The sequence below is a fragment of the Mycolicibacterium sp. P4_G11 genome (assembly GCF_056555145.1).
In genome coordinates, this window is the sequence record NZ_JBFUJW010000004.1 from 101131 (window position 1) to 117329 (window position 16199).

The following is a 16199-nucleotide window of genomic DNA, read 5'->3' on the forward strand; positions in this document are numbered from 1 at the left end:
GGCCGGCGCGGATTTTCGTGCACAAATCCCGGGGCGGTGGACGTGAACCGGATGGCGGCGGCCGACGCCCAGAGCTTCTGGATGTCGGCGAAAATCCCCAATGACATGTTTCAGGTATGCGGGTTCGACGGTGTGCCCGCCGACCTGGACGAGGCGCTGGCAGCGGTGCGCCGGAATGTGGCCGCCTGCCCAGAGTTGTTGGTACGTATAGACGATTCGGATTCGTGGCGCTATCCGTCGTGGGTGCGGTGCGACCTGGCCGAGGAATCCGTCGTCGTGCACGAACTCGACGACGCCTCCTGGTCCGGGTGCCTCGACGCCATCCGTGGCGTGGCAGCCGGTGACCAACTCGATGCCACGGTGCAAGTGTGGCGGCTGCACGTGTTCGCCGGCGTCACCGGGATGCCGGAGACGACAGGGCCGGGCACGGTCGTCGTCGTGCAGATGTCGCATGCCCTGGCCGACGGGCGGCGGGCGACGGCCCTCGTCGGGCGAATCTTCGGACGGGACCAGGAAGTGCCCGCGGTGGTCGAGCCGCGGTGGGGGACGTGGGCGCTGCCGTATCTGGCGTGGCGAGCCAGCGCCGCTCACCGTCGGCTCGTGCAGGACACCGAGTCGGGTGCTGTTGCCGCACCGGCGGATTCGTGGCCGTTGCAGCCGACCAACAACGCGCCGGAGGGGCCCGACGTGCTGCGGGCGGTGGTCCGTCATCGTGCGCAGCTGCCCGGGCCGACGGTGACGGTGGGCGTGCTGGCGGCCATCTCGGAGGCGCTGGCCGCCGAGTTGGGTGGCGTCACCGCGCTCGGAGCCGAGGTGCCCATGGCCAAGACCAGCACCCGCCACGCCTACAACCACTACGGCAACGTCAGTGTGGCATTGCACCCGCAATTGCCGTTCCATGAGCGGGCGGTCCGGATCGAATCGGAACTCGCCGAGCGGCGGCAGCGTTTCGAGCATCCCGCGGTCACGGCGAGCGATGCCGCCTCAGCGGCGGTACCGGCACCGGTATTACGTTGGGGGCTGGGGCATTTCGATCCACATGCCCGGTCGGCGACGGCGGCCGGCAACACCGTGGTGTCCAGCGTCAACCGGGGTCCGGCCGATCTGACGTTCGGCGGATGCCCGGTGGTCTTGTCCACCGCGTGCCCGGCGTTGTCCCCGATGATGGGCTTGACGCACGGGGTGCACGGCATCGGGGACACCGTCACGATCAGCGTGCACGCGTCCCCGTCGGCCTTACCGGATGTCGATTCGTATGTGGAACGGTTGTCAGCGGTCCTGGACTCCGGGGCTTAGTCTCGACGCGTGACTGCTTACGCGTTCTCGATCCTGCTGCTGCGGGTGGTGCTCGGTCTGACCATGGCTGCGCACGGGTACAACAAGTTCTTCGGTGGCGGCCGGATCCCGGGTACCGCCGGCTGGTTCGACAGCATCGGTATGAAGCCGGGCCTGCTGCACGCCCGGCTGGCCGCCAGCACCGAAATCCTGGCAGGCCTGGGCTTGGCGGTCGGCTTCCTGACGCCGATCCCCGCCGCGGGCTTCGTGGCGCTGATGGTCGTGGCGGCCTGGACCGTGCACCGCGACAACGGTTTCTTCATCGTGAAATCCGGCTGGGAGTACAACCTGGTGCTGGGTGTCGTGGCGGTGGCGATCGCGGGTACCGGCGCGGGCCGCTACAGCCTGGACTGCCTGCTGTTCCACGGCACCAGCTTCTATCACCTGCTGCACGGCTGGTGCGGGCTGGCGATCGCCGTCGGGCTCGGGCTCGCCGGTGGCATCGGGCAGCTGCTGATCTTCTTCCGTCCGCCCGCCAAGGTTTGAGCCTTCGTTGACCCTGCGTCCTGGGCGCGGCTTACTCGGACTTTTGCGCCCGGGCCGCAGATTCAACTGCGGGATCTGATTCCGTCAGACTAGAACACGTTCTAGTCTGACGGGTATGGGCTTTCTCAAACAGGACACCCCCGTCATCGACTTCGCGGAGTGGAGCAAGGGCACCCGTGCGGAGAAGATCGTGCCGATGGCCCGGCACTGGGCCGAGACGGGCTTCGGCACGCCGGTGGCGCTGCACCTGTTCTACGTCGTGAAGATCGGCCTCTACATCCTGGGCGGCTGGCTTATCGCGTTGTCCACCAAGGGGATCGACGGCTTCACCGACGTCGCGACATGGTGGACCGAGCCGATCGTCTTCGAGAAGGTCGTGCTGTACACGATGCTCTTCGAGGTGGTCGGCCTCGGCTGCGGATTCGGCCCGCTGAACAACCGGTTCTTCCCGCCGCTGGGCTCCATCCTGTACTGGCTGCGGCCGAAGACCATTCGTCTGCCGCCGTGGCCCGGCCGCATCCCGCTGACCAAGGGCGACACCCGCGGGCCGGTTGATGTGCTGCTCTACGGCGCGCTGCTGATCCTGCTCGTCGTCGCCCTGTGCTCCGACGGCACCGGCCCGACGCCGGGACTGCACACCGCCGTCGGTGTGCTCCCGATGTGGCAGATCTGGGCCATCTTGGGAGTGCTGGCGGTGCTCGGCCTCAGAGACAAGGTGATCTTCCTGGCCGCCCGCGGCGAGGTGTACGGCTCGTTCACCGCCGCCTTCCTGTTCGCCGGCTACGGGGTCGACCTGATCATCGCGGCCAAGCTGGTGTGCATGGTGATCTGGCTGGGCGCCGCGACCTCGAAGCTCAACCAGCACTTCCCGTTCGTCATCTCCACGATGATGAGCAACAACCCGGTGCTGCGCCCCAAGTTCATCAAGCGCGCGTTCTTCGAGCACTTCCCGGACGACCTGCGTCCCGGCCGGCCGTCGCGCTTCATGGCGCACTTCAGCACTCTCATCGAGGGTGGGGTGCCGCTGGTGCTGTTCTTCTCGGGCGGCGGCTGGCCGACGTACGTCGCCGCGTTCGTCATGCTGTGCTTCCACTTCGGCATCCTGTCGGCGATCCCGATGGGTGTGCCGCTCGAGTGGAACGTCTTCATGATGTTCTGCGTCGTGACGCTGTTCGTCGGCCATGCCGACATCGGCCTGACGGACCTGACGTCGCCGTGGCCCATCGTGCTGTTCGCGGTCGTCGCGGGCACCGTCGTGATCGGAAACCTGTTCCCGCGCAAGGTGTCTTTCCTGCCGGGCATGCGGTACTACGCCGGCAACTGGGACACGTCGCTGTGGTGCATCAAGCCGTCGGCCGACGAGAAGATCGCCAAGAACATCGTCGCGATCGCCAGCATGCCCGCCGCGCAGCTCGAAAAGTTCTACGGCAGTAAGGAAGCCGCGCAGATCCCGATGTACATGGGCTACGCGTTCCGCGCCTTCAACACGCACGGCCGCGCGCTGTTCACGCTCGCCCACCGCGCGATGGCCGGGTACAACGAGGACGACTACACCCTGACCGACGGGGAGCGCATCGTCTCGACCGCCATCGGCTGGAACTTCGGCGACGGCCACATGTCCAACGAACAACTCGTCGCGGCGCTGCAGGAGCGGTGCCACTTCGAGCCGGGCGAGGTGCGGATCGTCATGCTCGACGCGCAGCCCATCCACCGGCAGACGCAGCAGTATCGCCTGGTCGACGCCGCCACCGGCGAGTTCGAGAGTGGCTACGTGAAGGTGGGCGACATGGTGAGCCGCCAGCCGTGGGCCGACGACGTGCCGGTGTACGGCGTGACTAGCGCATGACGTCGCGGACTTTGAGGTTCTCCATGCCCTCGAACAGCAGGCTGTTCGCGGTGTCGAGGTGCTTGCGCCAATGTGCTTCGGCGGCTGCGGCATTGCCGGAGCGCATGAGCGTCATGAGGCGGCGGTAGGACCGCATCAGGATGTCGTAGTCCGCCTTCGACATCGGGCGGTTCTCGCGCATCGCGAACGCGATGTGGCGGACGGTGATCTCGTGCAGCATGCCGGCGATGATGGCCAGCGTCGCGTTGCCGGACAGCTCGACCATGCGCAGGTGGAAGTCGCCGGTCGTCTCGGCCATGCGGCCCGACTCGTAGCCGGACGGGACGTACTCGGCCAGCATGGTGTCGAGCTCGTCGAAGACCTCGGTGTCGCCCTGCTCGGTCAGCAGCCGCACCACGGTGGGCTCGACGCTGGAGCGGGCGATGGTCACGTCGGCGATCGTGGCGCCGGACAGCTCCAGCAGCAGGCCCGCCGGGCGCGCGACGATTTCCGGGCCGGGCACCCGGACGCGCGCACCGGTGCGCGACCCGCGCCGCACCTCCACCAGGCGCTCGGATTCCAGGACGCGAACGGCCTCACGCAGGGTCGGACGGCTGACGCCGAAGTGCGCCATCAGCTCGGCCTCGTTGGGCAGGAAGTCGCCTTCCTTGAGCTGGCCGTCGACGACCATGCGGCGCAAGGTACCGGCCACCAGTTCCGCGGTTTTGGGGGAGCGGATGGGGCCGCTCGTCGAGGATGGCACAGTACGTGGGTCGATCATCGGCGACAACGGCGGAGTCTGCGCCATCTGGGCCCTCCTTGAACCGAATGTGCTGGCCTCGTGTTAGGCAACTCAGTAAACCATGTGGGATGGCGTTAGCCGTTCATTCGCGGAAATGGCGCCTGCCTACCAACCAGTAGGTTGACCTAGTAAACCTACTGTTCTATGTTCACTGATAAAGCGTGTTTACGGGTGTCAATTCATCGTTGAAGGAGAAGTCCGTGGCAGAAGCAGTCATCGTCGAGGCAGTCCGGTCGCCCATCGGGAGGCGCAACGGCGCCCTGTCGGGTGTGCATCCGGCCGAGCTGTCGGCTCAGGTACTCAACGCGCTGGTGCAGCGCGCGGGTGTCGACCCCGCGCTGGTCGACGACGTGATCTGGGGCTGCGTCATGCAGGCCGGCGAGCAAGCCCTCGACATCGCCCGCACCGCGGTGCTGACTGCCGGCTGGCCCGAGACCGTCCCCGGCGTCACCGTCGACCGCCAGTGCGGCTCCAGCCAGCAGTCGGTGCACTTCGCCGCTGCCGGTGTGGTCGCCGGCCACTACGACGTCGTCGTCGCCGGTGGCGTCGAATCGATGTCGCGCACCCCGATGGGCTCGTCGCTCGCCAACGGCGGCCACCCCTACCCGGAGGCGTTCCGCGCCCGCTACACCGAAACCCCGAACCAGGGCACCGGCGCCGAGATGATGGCCGAGAAGTGGGGCCTGTCGCGCACCCAGCTCGACGAGTTCTCGCTGCGGTCGCACGAAAAGGCCGCTGCCGCACAGGATGCCGGCGCCTTCAAGGATCAGATCGTGGGCATCAAGGACCAGGACGGCAACATCGTTCTCGAGGACGGCGGCATCCGTCGCGGTGGCACCGTCGAGGCCATGGCCGCGATCAAGCCGGCCTTCAAGGAAGACGGCGTCATCCACGCCGGAAACGCCTCGCAGATCTCCGACGGAGCTGCGGCACTGCTCATCATGTCGGCGGAGAAGGCAAAAGAGTTGGGCCTCAAGCCTCTTGCCCGGCTGCACACCGGGGTCCTGGCCGGCGCCGACCCGGTGATGATGTTGAGCGCCCCGATCCCCGCCACCCAGAAGGCGCTGGCCAAGTCCGGTCTGAGCGTGGGCGACATCGGCGTCTTCGAGGTCAACGAGGCCTTCGCCCCGGTTCCGATGGCCTGGCTCAAGGACATCGGCGCTGACGAGGACCGGCTGAACCCGAACGGCGGCGCCATCGCCCTCGGCCACCCGCTCGGCGGTTCCGGCGCCCGCATCATGACCACCCTGCTGCACCACATGCGGGACAACGGAATTCAGTTCGGTTTCCAGACCATGTGTGAGGGCGGCGGCCAGGCCAACGCGACCATCCTGGAGCTGTTGTGACCTCTGTTGCCGCCGAACCCGGCGCGCTCTCCGAGCGGCGCGGCAACGTCCTGCTGATCACCATCAACCGGCCCGACGCCCGCAACGCGGTCAACCAGGCCGTCAGTATCGGTGTCGGCGACGCGCTGCAGGCCGCGCAGGACGACCCCGAGATCCGGGCCGTCGTGATCACCGGCTCCGGCGACAAATCATTCTGTGCCGGTGCGGATCTCAAGGCGCTGTCGCGCGGCGAGAACCTCTTCCACCCGGACCACACCGACTGGGGCTTCGCCGGCTACGTCAGCCATTTCATCGACAAGCCCACCATCGCGGCCGTCAACGGCACCGCCCTGGGCGGCGGCTCGGAACTGGCGTTGGCCAGCGACCTGGTGGTCGCCGAGGAGAGCGCGAAATTCGGTCTGCCGGAAGTGAAACGGGGACTGATCGCCGGTGCCGGCGGTGTGTTCCGCATCGTCGAGCAGCTGCCGCGCAAGGTGGCTCTGGAGCTGCTGTTCACCGGTGAGCCGATGACGTCCGCCGACGCGCTGCGGTGGGGCCTGATCAACCAGGTGGTGCCGGACGGCACCGTCGTCGACGCGGCTTTGGCGCTGGCGGAACGGATCACGTCCAACGCGCCGCTGGCCGTGCAGGCCAGCAAGCGGGTGGCATATGGCGCCGACGACGGCGTGGTGACCGGCGAGAAGGATGGCTGGAGGCGCACCAACCGCGAGTTCGTCACCCTGCTGCAGTCCGAGGACGCCAAAGAAGGACCGTTGGCCTTCGCGCAGAAGCGCGAGCCCGTTTGGAAAGCGAAATAGTAATGAAGCGAACAGTTTTCGAAGACGAACACGAAGCGCTGCGGGAGTCCACCCGGCAGTACATCGAGCGCGAGCTCGTCCCCAATGCCGAGAAGTGGGAAGAACAGCGCATGGTCGACCGGTCGGCGTTCCTCGCCGCTGGGAAGTACGGCCTGATCGGGTTCAACATGCCCGAGGAGTTCGGCGGCGGTGGGTCCGACGACTTCCGGTTCAACGCCGTGATCGACGAGGAGCTGGCCCGCTACGGCGGCCCCGCGCCGTCGCTGAGTCTCCAGAACGACGTCGTCGCACCGTATTTCAAGCACCTAGCGAACGACGAGCAGAAGGCGCGGTGGATGCCGGGCATCGCCAGCGGTGAGCTGATCCTCGCCGTCGCGATGACCGAGCCCGGCGCCGGCAGTGACCTGGCCGGCATCCGGACCTCCGCAGTCCGCGACGGGGACGACTGGATCATCAACGGCTCCAAGACATTCATCTCGTCGGGCATCAATTGCGACCTCGTCGTCGTGGTGTGTCGCACCAACCCGGAGGCCGGGCACAAGGGCTTCACGCTGCTGGTCGTCGAACGTGGGATGGCCGGCTTCGAGCGGGGGCGCAAGCTGGACAAGATGGGCCTGCACGCGCAGGACACCTCGGAGCTGCACTTCGAGAACGTCCGCGTGCCGTCGGCGAACATCCTCGGCAAAGAAGGTGGCGGCTTCTACCACCTGATGCAGAACCTGCCGTCAGAGCGGCTCGGCATCGCCATCTCGGCGATCGCGGGCGCCCGCGAATCCTGGCGCCAGACACTGCAATACGCCAAGGACCGCAAGGCTTTCGGCCAGTCGATCGGCAACTTCCAGCACAACCGCTTCCTGCTGGCGGAGATGGACACCGAGCTCGACGTGTGCGAGCGGTACATCGACCGGTGCCTGCAGGGCGTCGTCGACGGTGATCTGTCCGCCGTCGAGGCGGCGAAGGCCAAGTGGTTCTGCACCGAGACCGCCAAGAAGGTCATCGACGGCTGCGTGCAGCTGCACGGCGGCTACGGCTACATGATGGAGTACCGCGTGGCCCGCGATTACTGCGATTCCCGCATCCAGACGATCTTCGGTGGCACCACCGAGATCATGAAGGACATCATCGGCCGCGATCTGGGCCTGTAGTCCTACAGAAGCCAATCGGCGCCCCCGCACAATGTGGTGCAGGGGCGCCGATTTCGTTTGTCTGGCTGGCTACCGTGCGGCCGAAGTCGTCGTGGCCGGAGCCGACGACGAGGTCGATGCCGGAGCCGACTCGGTGGTGCTCGGCGCCGCCGAGGTCGACGTGGTCGTGGTGGCCGACGTGGAGGTCCCGCTGCCCGCGGCGGTGACCGGGGTCGGGGCGTCCGCCAGGTCCAGCACGGTGTCGATCACGTAGATGCGGGCGTTGCTCGCCTCGATCGCGCCACAGACCAGCTTGGCGGTGTCGTTGACCTTGATGTCGCCGCCGTCGCCGGTCACCTTGATCTGGGTGCCCTGCTGCGTCGGACGCTGGCCCTTGACGGTGTCATTGCCCAGCACGCCCAGGAAGACGTGGTAGTAGTCCAGGCTCGTCAGCGCGGCCGGGTCGGCCTTCAGCGCGGCCAGCTTGGCCGGGTCCAGCGCCTCGAAGGCGGCGTTGGTGGGTGCGAACACCACGTACGGACCGTTGTCCAGCACGCTGGTGATGTTCACGTCGGGGTTCAGACCGCCGGAGATCGCCGAGTTGAAGGTGCTGATCGACGGGATGCTGGCCAGAGCGGCGCTCACCGGCTTGCTGGTCAGCGTGCTCAGATCGGGCATGCCGACCTTGACCTGGTCGCAGCCGGGGCCCTTGGGGTCCGGCGTCTTGTTGGTCGGCGGCGGCAGCGGTGGCGGGTCTGCGTAGGCGGACACCGCCAGCGGCAGCGACGCCGTCAGGGCGGCGACGGCCGCGGTTACGCCCAGAAATCTGCTGGTGCGAGTCTTCATGGTTCGGCTCCTCAGCTGTTCATGTCGCGCACACGGACCGATCGGGGAGACCCCAGCCGGGGCGTGGCGCCCGTCGAATGGTAATGGCTGGCGCTGCGAAACAGCAAAATCAGCTACCGGTGGTCCGGTTAGGTCACGCGGTGCTGACCTGCACTTTTCGCACGCTGAAGCACAGCACCGCGGCGACCGCACACAGGCCCGCGGCCAGTTGAAAGGCCAGGTCATAGTTACCTTGCAGGTCCCGAAGCCAGCCGGCCGCGGCCGCGGCGACGGCGGCGCCCACTTGGTGCGCGGCAAACACCCAGCCGAACACCACCGGGGCCCGATCACCGAAGTAGTCGCGGCACAGCGCGATCGTCGGCGGCACCGTGGCAACCCAGTCCAGGCCGTAGAACACGATGAACACCCAGGTGCCCGGGTCGGCGTGCGGGGAAAGCAGCGAAGGCAGCAGCATCAGCGAAATCCCGCGTCCGATGTAGTAGACGGTGAGCAGGAGCCGCGGATCGACCCGGTCGGTGAGCCAGCCCGAACAGACCGTGCCGGCCACGTCGAGGACGCCGATGGTGGCCAGTAGACCCGCGGCGACCGTCGTCGGCATGCCGTGGTCGCCGGCAGCAGGGATGAAGTGGGTGCCGATCAGCCCGTTGGTGGTCATGCCGCAGATCGCGAAGCTGCCCGCCAGGAGCCAGAACACGGGCAGCCGGGCGCCGATGACGAGCCCGTCCAGCGCCGACCGGAAGCCGTTCGTCGGTGCGGTGACCGGCATGGGCGGGTGATGACGCATGACGATGACGACGGGTGCGATGACCACGAATGCGGCCGCGGCGACGATGAGGCAGGCCCAACGCCAGCCGTGCCGGGTCGCGACCTCGGCGACCAGGGGCAGGAAGATCAGTTGTCCGGTCGCGCTGGCGGCGGTCAGCACGCCGGTCACCAGGCCGCGACGTTCGTCGAACCAGCGGGTGGCCACGGTCGCCACGAAGCCCATCGAGATGCATCCGGTGCCGATGCCGACCAATACGCCCCAGCAGGCCACCAACTGCCAGCCGGTCGTCATCCGGACCGACAGTGCCGAACCGGCCGTGATCAACCCCAGCGCCACCGACAGCACCGGCCTGACGCCGAATCTGTCCATCAATGCGGCCCCGAACGGGGCGGTCACCCCGAACAGCGTCATGTTGACCGACATCGCGAGGCCCACCGTGGCGTGCGACCAGCCGAACTCGTGGTGCAGCGGGTCCATCAGGACGCCGGGCACGGCCCGGAAGCCGGCGGCGGCCAGGATGGCCAGGAAGCTGACCGCGGCCACGGCCCACGCGGCGCGCGGCGGCGCTGTCGTCGAGGTGAGCGTCACCGCATCACTGTGCCGGTGGCGCCGCGGGTAGGCCAGTGGCGGAACCGACACGAACCGCACAGATTGCGCCACACTCCCGGCCGTCAATGAGTGCGACCTAACATGACCGCATGTCAGGACCGTTGATTCTTCCCATCCAGGGCCATGCCCCGCAGCTGCACGACGAGTCGTGGGTCGCGCCGACCGCATCCGTGCTCGGCCAGGTGACGCTCGCCGCGCGGGCCAGCATCTGGTACGGCACGACGCTGCGTGCCGAGTTCGAGCCCATCGAGATCGGTGAAGGCTCCAACATCCAGGACGGCTGCACCGTGCACGTCGACCCGGGCTTCCCCGTGAAGGTCGGCGCCGGCGTCAGCGTCGGGCACAACGCGGTCCTGCACGGCTGCACCGTCGAGGACGGTGCCCTGGTCGGTATGGGCGCCATCGTGCTCAACGGCGCGCGGATCGGCGCCGGTTCGCTGGTGGCGGCCGGAACCGTTGTGCCGCAGGGGTTTGTGGTGCCGCCGGGAACGATGATCGCTGGCGTGCCGGGCAAGATTCGGCGTGAGCTCACCGAAGACGAGATCAACCACAACCGCATCAACGGCCAGGTTTACGAGCACCTGCTCACGCTGCACCGCGGCTAGGGATTTCGGCGTGATCCGTAACGCCGACAGTTACGGATCACGCCGAAGCCTAGAGCGGGTGGGCCAGTTCGTCGGCCCGCATCTTCGCCACGACCCACGCGAAGGCCGTCAGTATTGCCGGCAGGACGCCGGACACCACGAAAATCCATTGCATGGGAACGATTTTCGACAGCGGGCCGACGATCGCGTAGGACACTGGCAGGAACACCAGTGAGACGAAGAAGTCGAGGCTCGAGACCCGGCCCAGCATCTCGGTCGGTACCCGCATTTGCAGCAGCGTTCCCCAGATCACCATGCTGGCGCCCTCGCCGATGCCGACGAGGAACGTCGCGGCGAACATGACCGGGAACGACCACGTGCTGCCGACCACGACCAATGGCAACGCGCCCAGACCCCAGATCGCCATCATCGCGGTCAGGTAGTGCCGTGGCATCCGGGCGTAGGAAACCGCCAGCGCGCCAACGGCACTGCCGATGCCGAATCCGGCCATGATGAACCCGTAGGCGCGCGGACCGTCTTCGAAGCGTCGTTCGGCGATGAACGGCACCAGCACCTCGATGGGTCCCAGCACCACCAGCACGTAGACGCTGGCGACCAGCAGCGTCCACAACAGCCACGGGGTGCGGGTCATGAACCTGAAACCGTCACGCAGATCGTGCAGTACGTGCTTGTGCTCGACCGGTTCCTCGTCGGCCCGGACGGTGCTGGGCCTGGTGGCCACCAGCAGGACCAGGCCCACGCCGAACAACACCGCGACAGTGGTCGCGCCGACGCTCGGGAACGTCAGTCCCACGAGGACACCGGCGGCCGCCGGGCCGATCGCCTGCTGGAGCACCGGGCGCACCACGCCCTCAATGCCGTTGGCCGCCAACAACTGTTCAGGTGGCAGCATCCGAGGCACGAGCGCGCTGTAGGCGGGGAAGAAGAACGCGGCCGCGATACCGAGGCACGCCGCTGCCACGGCCATGTGCCAAATACGCAGCGCCCCAGTCGAACTCAGGACAGCGACGGCCGTCACCGCGGCGAGGTTGACGACCTCGACGGTGATGATGATGTTGCGTCGGTTCAGCCGGTCGGCCGCGATGCCACCGACCAACACGAAGCACACCAGGCCGGTACCCAGACAGGTCGCCACCAGAGACAGCGCGGCCGGATCGTTGTCCAGCGCGATGACCTGCAGCGCGGCCACGACCGTCCACATGCCCTCGGCGAAGATGGACAGTGAGACGGCCGCGATGAGCAGACGGTATTCGCGGAAACGTAAGGGCGCGAATACCCGCCAGCGGTCAGTGGTCCGCGGTTCGGGCGTTTCGACGTCGAACTGGGAACTCACCAATCCATCGTCCCGCGCCCGTCAAGCGATTTGTGCACGTTTTTCCGCGGCCGGCGCGGAAAAACGTGCAGAAATCACCGGTTAGACGTCGGAGTAGACCGGCAGCCGCCGCTGCTGGAAGGACGTCACGCCCTCCAGGAAGTCGGCGGCGTGCAAAAGCTGGATCTGCCCGGCGGTTTCGCGGGCGAACGCGTTGTTCAGCTCGGTCAGGGTGGCGTCGTTGACGGCCTGCTTGGTCTTGCGCAGGGCCACGGCCGGACCGGCCTTGAGTACCGCGAGCACCCGATCCACCTCGGCGTCGAGGTCGTCGGCGGCGTGCACCGAGCTGACCAGTCCGGCGGCGTAGGCCTCGGCGGCGGGCAGCTTCTCGGCCAGCAGCGCCATCCGCATGGCCCGGGCCCGCCCGATCGACGCGGCGACCAAGGCCGAGGCACCGCCGTCGGGCATCAGCCCGATCTTGGTGAAAGCCAACAGGAACGATGACTTCTCGGATGCCAGGACGATGTCGCACCCGAGGGCGAGGGAGACCCCGACACCGGCGGCGACGCCGTGCACCACCGCGACGGCGGGCTTCGGCAGGTTGACCAGTGCTGCGACGGCGCGGTTGGCAGCGTTCAGCACCGCAGCGGCATCGAATTTCTTGGCTTCCTGGTCCTCGGGGCTCAGGCCGGCGCCGGAGCAGAAACCCCGGCCGGCGCCGCCGAGGCGGACCACTTTGACCGCGGGATCGGTCGCGGCCTGGAGCACCGCATCGCCGATGAGTTCGAGCATGTTCAGGGACAACGAGTTCAGTGTGTCCGGCCGGTTGAGCGTCACGGACAACACGCCGTCGTCCAGTGAGACGGTCAGATCGTCGGATCCGGTGTAAGTCATTCAGTACCCCAGTTTCATGGGCGGGCCAGATGCCCGCACTAGACAGACTTCGTTATACAAGTAAGCTATGTCGCGGTCAACACGACTGGGATCAAACGATCTACCAAGAGGTGCATGAAAATGGCTGGACCATTGCAGGGACTGCGCGTTGTCGAGCTGGCCGGCATCGGCCCGGGCCCGCACGCGGCGATGATTCTCGGAGACTTGGGCGCCGACGTGGTGCGCGTGGAACGCCCGAGCAAGTCCGGCAAGCCCAGCGCCGACTCCATGCTGCGCAACCGTCGCTCTGTCACCGCCGACATGAAGAGTGATGAAGGCCGCGAGCTGGTGCTGTCCCTGATCAAGAAGGCCGACGTCCTCATCGAAGGCTTTCGGCCGGGTGTCACCGAGCGTCTGGGTCTGGGTCCCGAGGACTGTGCGAAGGTCAACGAGCGCCTGATCTACGGCCGCATGACCGGTTGGGGCCAGACCGGCCCGCGCGCGCTGCAGGCCGGCCACGACATCAACTACATCTCCCTGAACGGCCTGCTGCACGCCGTCGGCCGCAAGGGCGAGCGCCCGGTGCCGCCGCTGAACTTGGCGGGCGATTTCGGCGGTGGCTCGATGTTCCTGCTGGTCGGCATCCTGTCGGCGCTGTTCGAGCGGCAGACCTCCGGCAAGGGCCAGGTGGTCGACGCCGCGATGGTCGACGGCTCCAGCGTGCTGATGCAGATGATGTGGAGCTTCCGCCGGCAGGGCATGTGGCGCGACGACCGCGGCGTCAACATGCTCGACACCGGCGCGCCGTACTACGACACCTATGAGACCGCCGACGGCAAGTACATGGCCGTCGGCTCGATCGAGCCGCAGTTCTACGCCGAGCTGCTGGCGAAGCTGGAACTGGACTCGGCCGCCCTGCCCGACCAGAACGACGTCGCCCGGTGGCCCGAACTGCGCGACATCTTCACCACCGCCTTCAAGTCGCAGACCCGCGACCACTGGACCAAGGTCTTCACGGGCTCGGACGCGTGCGTCAGCCCCGTGCTCAGCTTCGCCGAGGTCGAGACCGAGCCGCACATCGCCGAGCGCGACACCTTCTTCCGGTTCGCTCCCGAAGACGGCGGCAACCTCGAGCCGATGCCGGCGCCGCGGTTCTCCCGCACCGTGCCGGCCACGCCGACACCGCCGCGCGTGCCCGGATCCGACACCGAGTCCGTGCTTCGCGACTGGGCCTGAGGCCGCAGCAGATTTCCGTAACAAGAAGGGATTGCATCAATGCAGATCAAAGATTCCGTAGCCGTCGTGACGGGTGGCGCGTCGGGCCTGGGCCTGGCGACCACCAAGCGTCTGCTCGACGCCGGCGGCAGCGTCGTCGTCATCGACCTCAAGGGTGAGGACGTCGTCGCCGAGCTGGGCCCGCGCGCCAAGTTCGTCGCCACCGACGTCACCGACGAGGCCGGCGTCAGCGCGGCGCTGGACGCGGCCGAGGAGATGGGCCCGGTCCGGATCAACGTCAACTGTGCCGGCATCGGCAACGCCATCAAGACGCTGAGCAAGGACGGCGCGTTCCCGCTGGCCGGTTTCCGCAAGGTGGTCGAGGTCAACCTGATCGGCACGTTCAACGTCATCCGCCTGTCGGCCGAGCGCATCGCCAAGACCGAGGCGGTCGACGGCGAGAAGGGCGTCATCATCAACACCGCCTCGGTGGCGGCGTACGACGGCCAGATCGGTCAGGCCGCGTACTCGGCGTCCAAGGGTGGCGTCGTCGGCATGACCCTGCCGATCGCCCGCGACCTGTCGCGTGAGCTGATCCGCGTCTGCACCATCGCGCCCGGTCTGTTCAAGACACCGCTGCTGGGCTCGCTGCCCGAAGAGGCACAGAAGTCGCTGGGTCAGCAGGTGCCGCACCCGGCTCGCCTGGGTGACCCCGACGAGTACGGCTTCCTGGCGCAGCACATCATCGAGAACCCGATGCTCAACGGCGAGGTCATCCGCCTCGACGGTGCGATCCGGATGGCGCCGCGCTGATGGGCATCACGACGAAGTTCACCGAGGTCTTCGGTGTCGAGCACCCGATCGCCCAGGGCGGTATGCAGTGGGTCGGTCGCGCGGAACTGGTTGCCGCCGTTGCCAATGCGGGCGGTCTGGGTTTCATCACCGCGCTGACGCAGCCGACGCCGGCTGATCTGGCCAATGAGATCGCCAAGACCCGCGACCTGACGGACAAGCCGTTCGGTGTGAACCTGACGATCCTGCCGTCGATCAACCCGCCGCCGTACGACGAGTACCGAAAGGTGATCGTCGACGCCGGTATCAAGATCGTGGAGACGGCCGGTTCCAACCCCGGCCCGCACCTGCCGATGTTCCATGATGCGGGCATCAAGGTCCTGCACAAGTGCACCTCGGTCCGCCACGCGGTCAAGGCCCAGAGCCTGGGCGTCGACGGCATCAGCATCGACGGTTTCGAGTGCGCCGGCCACCCCGGTGAGGACGACGTGCCCGGCCTGGTGCTGATCCCGGCCGCGGCCAAGGAGATCGAGATCCCGATGATCGCCTCGGGCGGTTTCGGGGATGCGCGCGGCCTGGTCGCTGCTTTGGCGCTGGGTGCGGACGGCATCAACATGGGCACGCGGTTCATGTGCACCGTCGAGTCGTGCATCCACCAGAACGTCAAGGAAGCCATCGTGGCGACCGACGAGCGGGGCACCGAGCTCATCTTCCGCAGCCTGAAGAACACCGCGCGGGTGGCGTCGAACGCCGTCTCGCGTGAGGTGGTGGAAATCCTCAAGGGCGGTGGCCAGTTCGAGGACGTCAAGGATCTGGTGGCCGGCGTGCGGGGCCGCAAGGTGTTCGAGAACGGCGACGTCGACGCCGGTATCTGGACCGCGGGCACCGTCATGGGCCTGATCCACGACATCCCGACCTGCGACGAGCTGATCAGCCGCATCGTCGGCGAGGCTGAAGACATCATCACCGGCCGACTGGCCGGAATGGTCGGAGCCGGCGAAGCCGAGTTGGCTTCCGTCTAACCGGCACAACTGCGCTGAGGGCCGCGACTCCACTGGAGTCGCACGAGTCCTTGTGCGCCGTTAGAGCGCACGGACGGTAGCGCCTCAGCGCGGCGTCAGACTCGCGGGTGGACCCGCGGAATCAGACGGCCTCGGCGAGGTCGGGGAACTGCTCGGACGTGTCACCCTCGATCAGGACGTCCCCGTGGTACAGGGCATCGAAATCTACTTTGATGACATCTGCGTTGGTGTCGTCGATCCACATGTCTATGAGGCTATGGGTCGCTATTAAGAAATCTTTGAGTCACGATTCGGAAAACGCTGGCAATTCTTACCGGTGGGTAGGTTGGCCAACCCGGACCCCTAAGTAACTGGTGGGTAGCTCACATTCGACAAGGCCACGGGTGATCTTGATGTGCTGTACGGGCTCCTGATCGCGGCTTAGTTCACTGGCCAGTAGCAAAC

16 protein-coding genes are annotated in these 16199 nt (G+C 67.1%); 10 read left to right on the plus strand and 6 right to left on the minus strand.

Going from position 1 to position 16199, the window contains the following annotated elements:
- Window positions 1-51: 51 nt before the first annotated feature.
- From AC1U2B_RS10025 to AC1U2B_RS10035, 3 genes are all read left to right on the plus strand, one after another.
- Window positions 52-1296 carry a WS/DGAT domain-containing protein gene (locus AC1U2B_RS10025; RefSeq protein ID WP_480216695.1) on the plus strand — a complete coding sequence of 415 codons (1245 nt, stop codon included), beginning with the start codon at window positions 52-54 and terminating at the stop codon, window positions 1294-1296.
- A 9-nt stretch (window positions 1297-1305) separates the two neighbouring features.
- On the plus strand, window positions 1306-1821 hold the full coding sequence (locus tag AC1U2B_RS10030; RefSeq protein WP_480216696.1) for a DoxX family protein: 516 nt from the start codon (window positions 1306-1308) through the stop codon (window positions 1819-1821).
- A gap of 115 nt (window positions 1822-1936) precedes the next feature.
- On the plus strand, window positions 1937-3667 hold the full coding sequence (locus tag AC1U2B_RS10035; RefSeq protein ID WP_480216697.1) for a DUF3556 domain-containing protein: 1731 nt from the start codon (window positions 1937-1939) through the stop codon (window positions 3665-3667).
- On the opposite strand, the gene AC1U2B_RS10040 is transcribed toward AC1U2B_RS10035, so the two are convergent.
- On the minus strand, window positions 3657-4454 hold the full coding sequence (locus tag AC1U2B_RS10040) for a FadR/GntR family transcriptional regulator (RefSeq protein WP_043984739.1): 798 nt from the start codon (window positions 4452-4454) through the stop codon (window positions 3657-3659). The two genes, AC1U2B_RS10035 and AC1U2B_RS10040, sit on opposite strands and share 11 nt — an antisense overlap.
- Window positions 4455-4648: 194 nt before the next feature.
- Between AC1U2B_RS10040 and AC1U2B_RS10045 the strand changes: the two genes are divergently transcribed.
- Genes AC1U2B_RS10045 through AC1U2B_RS10055 form a run of 3 tightly spaced genes read left to right on the plus strand, consistent with a single transcriptional unit; the run spans window position 4649 to window position 7736 of the window.
- The gene (locus AC1U2B_RS10045; protein ID WP_480216698.1) at window positions 4649-5794 is read left to right on the plus strand and encodes a thiolase family protein; all 1146 of its coding nucleotides are present in this window, start codon (window positions 4649-4651) and stop codon (window positions 5792-5794) included.
- The gene (locus tag AC1U2B_RS10050) at window positions 5791-6591 is read left to right on the plus strand and encodes a crotonase/enoyl-CoA hydratase family protein (protein WP_480216699.1); all 801 of its coding nucleotides are present in this window, start codon (window positions 5791-5793) and stop codon (window positions 6589-6591) included. The genes AC1U2B_RS10045 and AC1U2B_RS10050 overlap by 4 nt, the downstream gene beginning before the upstream one ends.
- Window positions 6592-6593: 2 nt before the next feature.
- The gene (locus tag AC1U2B_RS10055) at window positions 6594-7736 is read left to right on the plus strand and encodes an acyl-CoA dehydrogenase family protein (protein ID WP_043984740.1); all 1143 of its coding nucleotides are present in this window, start codon (window positions 6594-6596) and stop codon (window positions 7734-7736) included.
- 69 nt (window positions 7737-7805) lie between these two features.
- Here AC1U2B_RS10055 and AC1U2B_RS10060 read toward each other — a convergent pair whose 3' ends face one another.
- Entirely contained in the window at window positions 7806-8561 is a 756-nt protein-coding gene (locus AC1U2B_RS10060) for a fasciclin domain-containing protein (RefSeq protein ID WP_480216700.1), read from the minus strand.
- Between the two features lie 133 nt (window positions 8562-8694).
- Window positions 8695-9915 (minus strand): MFS transporter, encoded by a 1221-nt coding sequence (locus AC1U2B_RS10065; protein WP_480216856.1) that lies wholly within the window; start codon window positions 9913-9915, stop codon window positions 8695-8697.
- A gap of 110 nt (window positions 9916-10025) precedes the next feature.
- Between AC1U2B_RS10065 and AC1U2B_RS10070 the strand changes: the two genes are divergently transcribed.
- Window positions 10026-10541 (plus strand): gamma carbonic anhydrase family protein, encoded by a 516-nt coding sequence (locus AC1U2B_RS10070; protein ID WP_043396016.1) that lies wholly within the window; start codon window positions 10026-10028, stop codon window positions 10539-10541.
- A 49-nt stretch (window positions 10542-10590) separates the two neighbouring features.
- On the opposite strand, the gene tet(V) is transcribed toward AC1U2B_RS10070, so the two are convergent.
- Window positions 10591-11874 carry a tetracycline efflux MFS transporter Tet(V) gene (tet(V), locus tag AC1U2B_RS10075; protein WP_480216701.1) on the minus strand — a complete coding sequence of 428 codons (1284 nt, stop codon included), beginning with the start codon at window positions 11872-11874 and terminating at the stop codon, window positions 10591-10593.
- An 81-nt stretch (window positions 11875-11955) separates the two neighbouring features.
- Window positions 11956-12747 (minus strand): enoyl-CoA hydratase, encoded by a 792-nt coding sequence (locus tag AC1U2B_RS10080; RefSeq protein WP_480216702.1) that lies wholly within the window; start codon window positions 12745-12747, stop codon window positions 11956-11958.
- Between the two features lie 120 nt (window positions 12748-12867).
- On the opposite strand from AC1U2B_RS10080, the gene AC1U2B_RS10085 reads away from it, so the two are divergent.
- From AC1U2B_RS10085 to AC1U2B_RS10095, 3 genes are read left to right on the plus strand one after another with little or no spacing between them, the layout of a single operon-like run.
- Complete coding sequence (locus tag AC1U2B_RS10085) at window positions 12868-13962, plus strand: CaiB/BaiF CoA transferase family protein (protein ID WP_480216703.1); 1095 nt, start codon at window positions 12868-12870, stop codon at window positions 13960-13962.
- 39 nt (window positions 13963-14001) lie between these two features.
- The gene (locus AC1U2B_RS10090) at window positions 14002-14754 is read left to right on the plus strand and encodes a 3-hydroxyacyl-CoA dehydrogenase (protein ID WP_071288912.1); all 753 of its coding nucleotides are present in this window, start codon (window positions 14002-14004) and stop codon (window positions 14752-14754) included.
- On the plus strand, window positions 14754-15755 hold the full coding sequence (locus tag AC1U2B_RS10095) for an NAD(P)H-dependent flavin oxidoreductase (RefSeq protein WP_480216704.1): 1002 nt from the start codon (window positions 14754-14756) through the stop codon (window positions 15753-15755). Before AC1U2B_RS10090 ends, AC1U2B_RS10095 begins: the two co-directional genes overlap by 1 nt.
- 121 nt (window positions 15756-15876) lie before the next feature.
- Here AC1U2B_RS10095 and AC1U2B_RS10100 read toward each other — a convergent pair whose 3' ends face one another.
- Window positions 15877-15999 carry a hypothetical protein gene (locus AC1U2B_RS10100; protein ID WP_020099274.1) on the minus strand — a complete coding sequence of 41 codons (123 nt, stop codon included), beginning with the start codon at window positions 15997-15999 and terminating at the stop codon, window positions 15877-15879.
- Window positions 16000-16199: the final 200 nt, after the last annotated feature.

Bases quoted from the DNA above. Each gene is read 5' to 3' on its own strand.
- AC1U2B_RS10025 (WP_480216695.1), top strand. From the start codon at position 52: ATGGCGGCGGCCGACGCCCAGAGCTTCTGGATGTCGGCGAAAATCCCC.
- AC1U2B_RS10060 (WP_480216700.1), bottom strand. From the start codon at position 8,561: ATGAAGACTCGCACCAGCAGATTTCTGGGCGTAACCGCGGCCGTCGCC.
- AC1U2B_RS10055 (WP_043984740.1), top strand. From the start codon at position 6,594: ATGAAGCGAACAGTTTTCGAAGACGAACACGAAGCGCTGCGGGAGTCC.
- AC1U2B_RS10100 (WP_020099274.1), bottom strand. From the start codon at position 15,999: ATGTGGATCGACGACACCAACGCAGATGTCATCAAAGTAGATTTCGAT.
- AC1U2B_RS10080 (WP_480216702.1), bottom strand. From the start codon at position 12,747: ATGACTTACACCGGATCCGACGATCTGACCGTCTCACTGGACGACGGC.
- AC1U2B_RS10035 (WP_480216697.1), top strand. From the start codon at position 1,937: ATGGGCTTTCTCAAACAGGACACCCCCGTCATCGACTTCGCGGAGTGG.
- AC1U2B_RS10095 (WP_480216704.1), top strand. From the start codon at position 14,754: ATGGGCATCACGACGAAGTTCACCGAGGTCTTCGGTGTCGAGCACCCG.
- AC1U2B_RS10085 (WP_480216703.1), top strand. From the start codon at position 12,868: ATGGCTGGACCATTGCAGGGACTGCGCGTTGTCGAGCTGGCCGGCATC.
- AC1U2B_RS10040 (WP_043984739.1), bottom strand. From the start codon at position 4,454: ATGGCGCAGACTCCGCCGTTGTCGCCGATGATCGACCCACGTACTGTG.
- AC1U2B_RS10070 (WP_043396016.1), top strand. From the start codon at position 10,026: ATGTCAGGACCGTTGATTCTTCCCATCCAGGGCCATGCCCCGCAGCTG.
- AC1U2B_RS10090 (WP_071288912.1), top strand. From the start codon at position 14,002: ATGCAGATCAAAGATTCCGTAGCCGTCGTGACGGGTGGCGCGTCGGGC.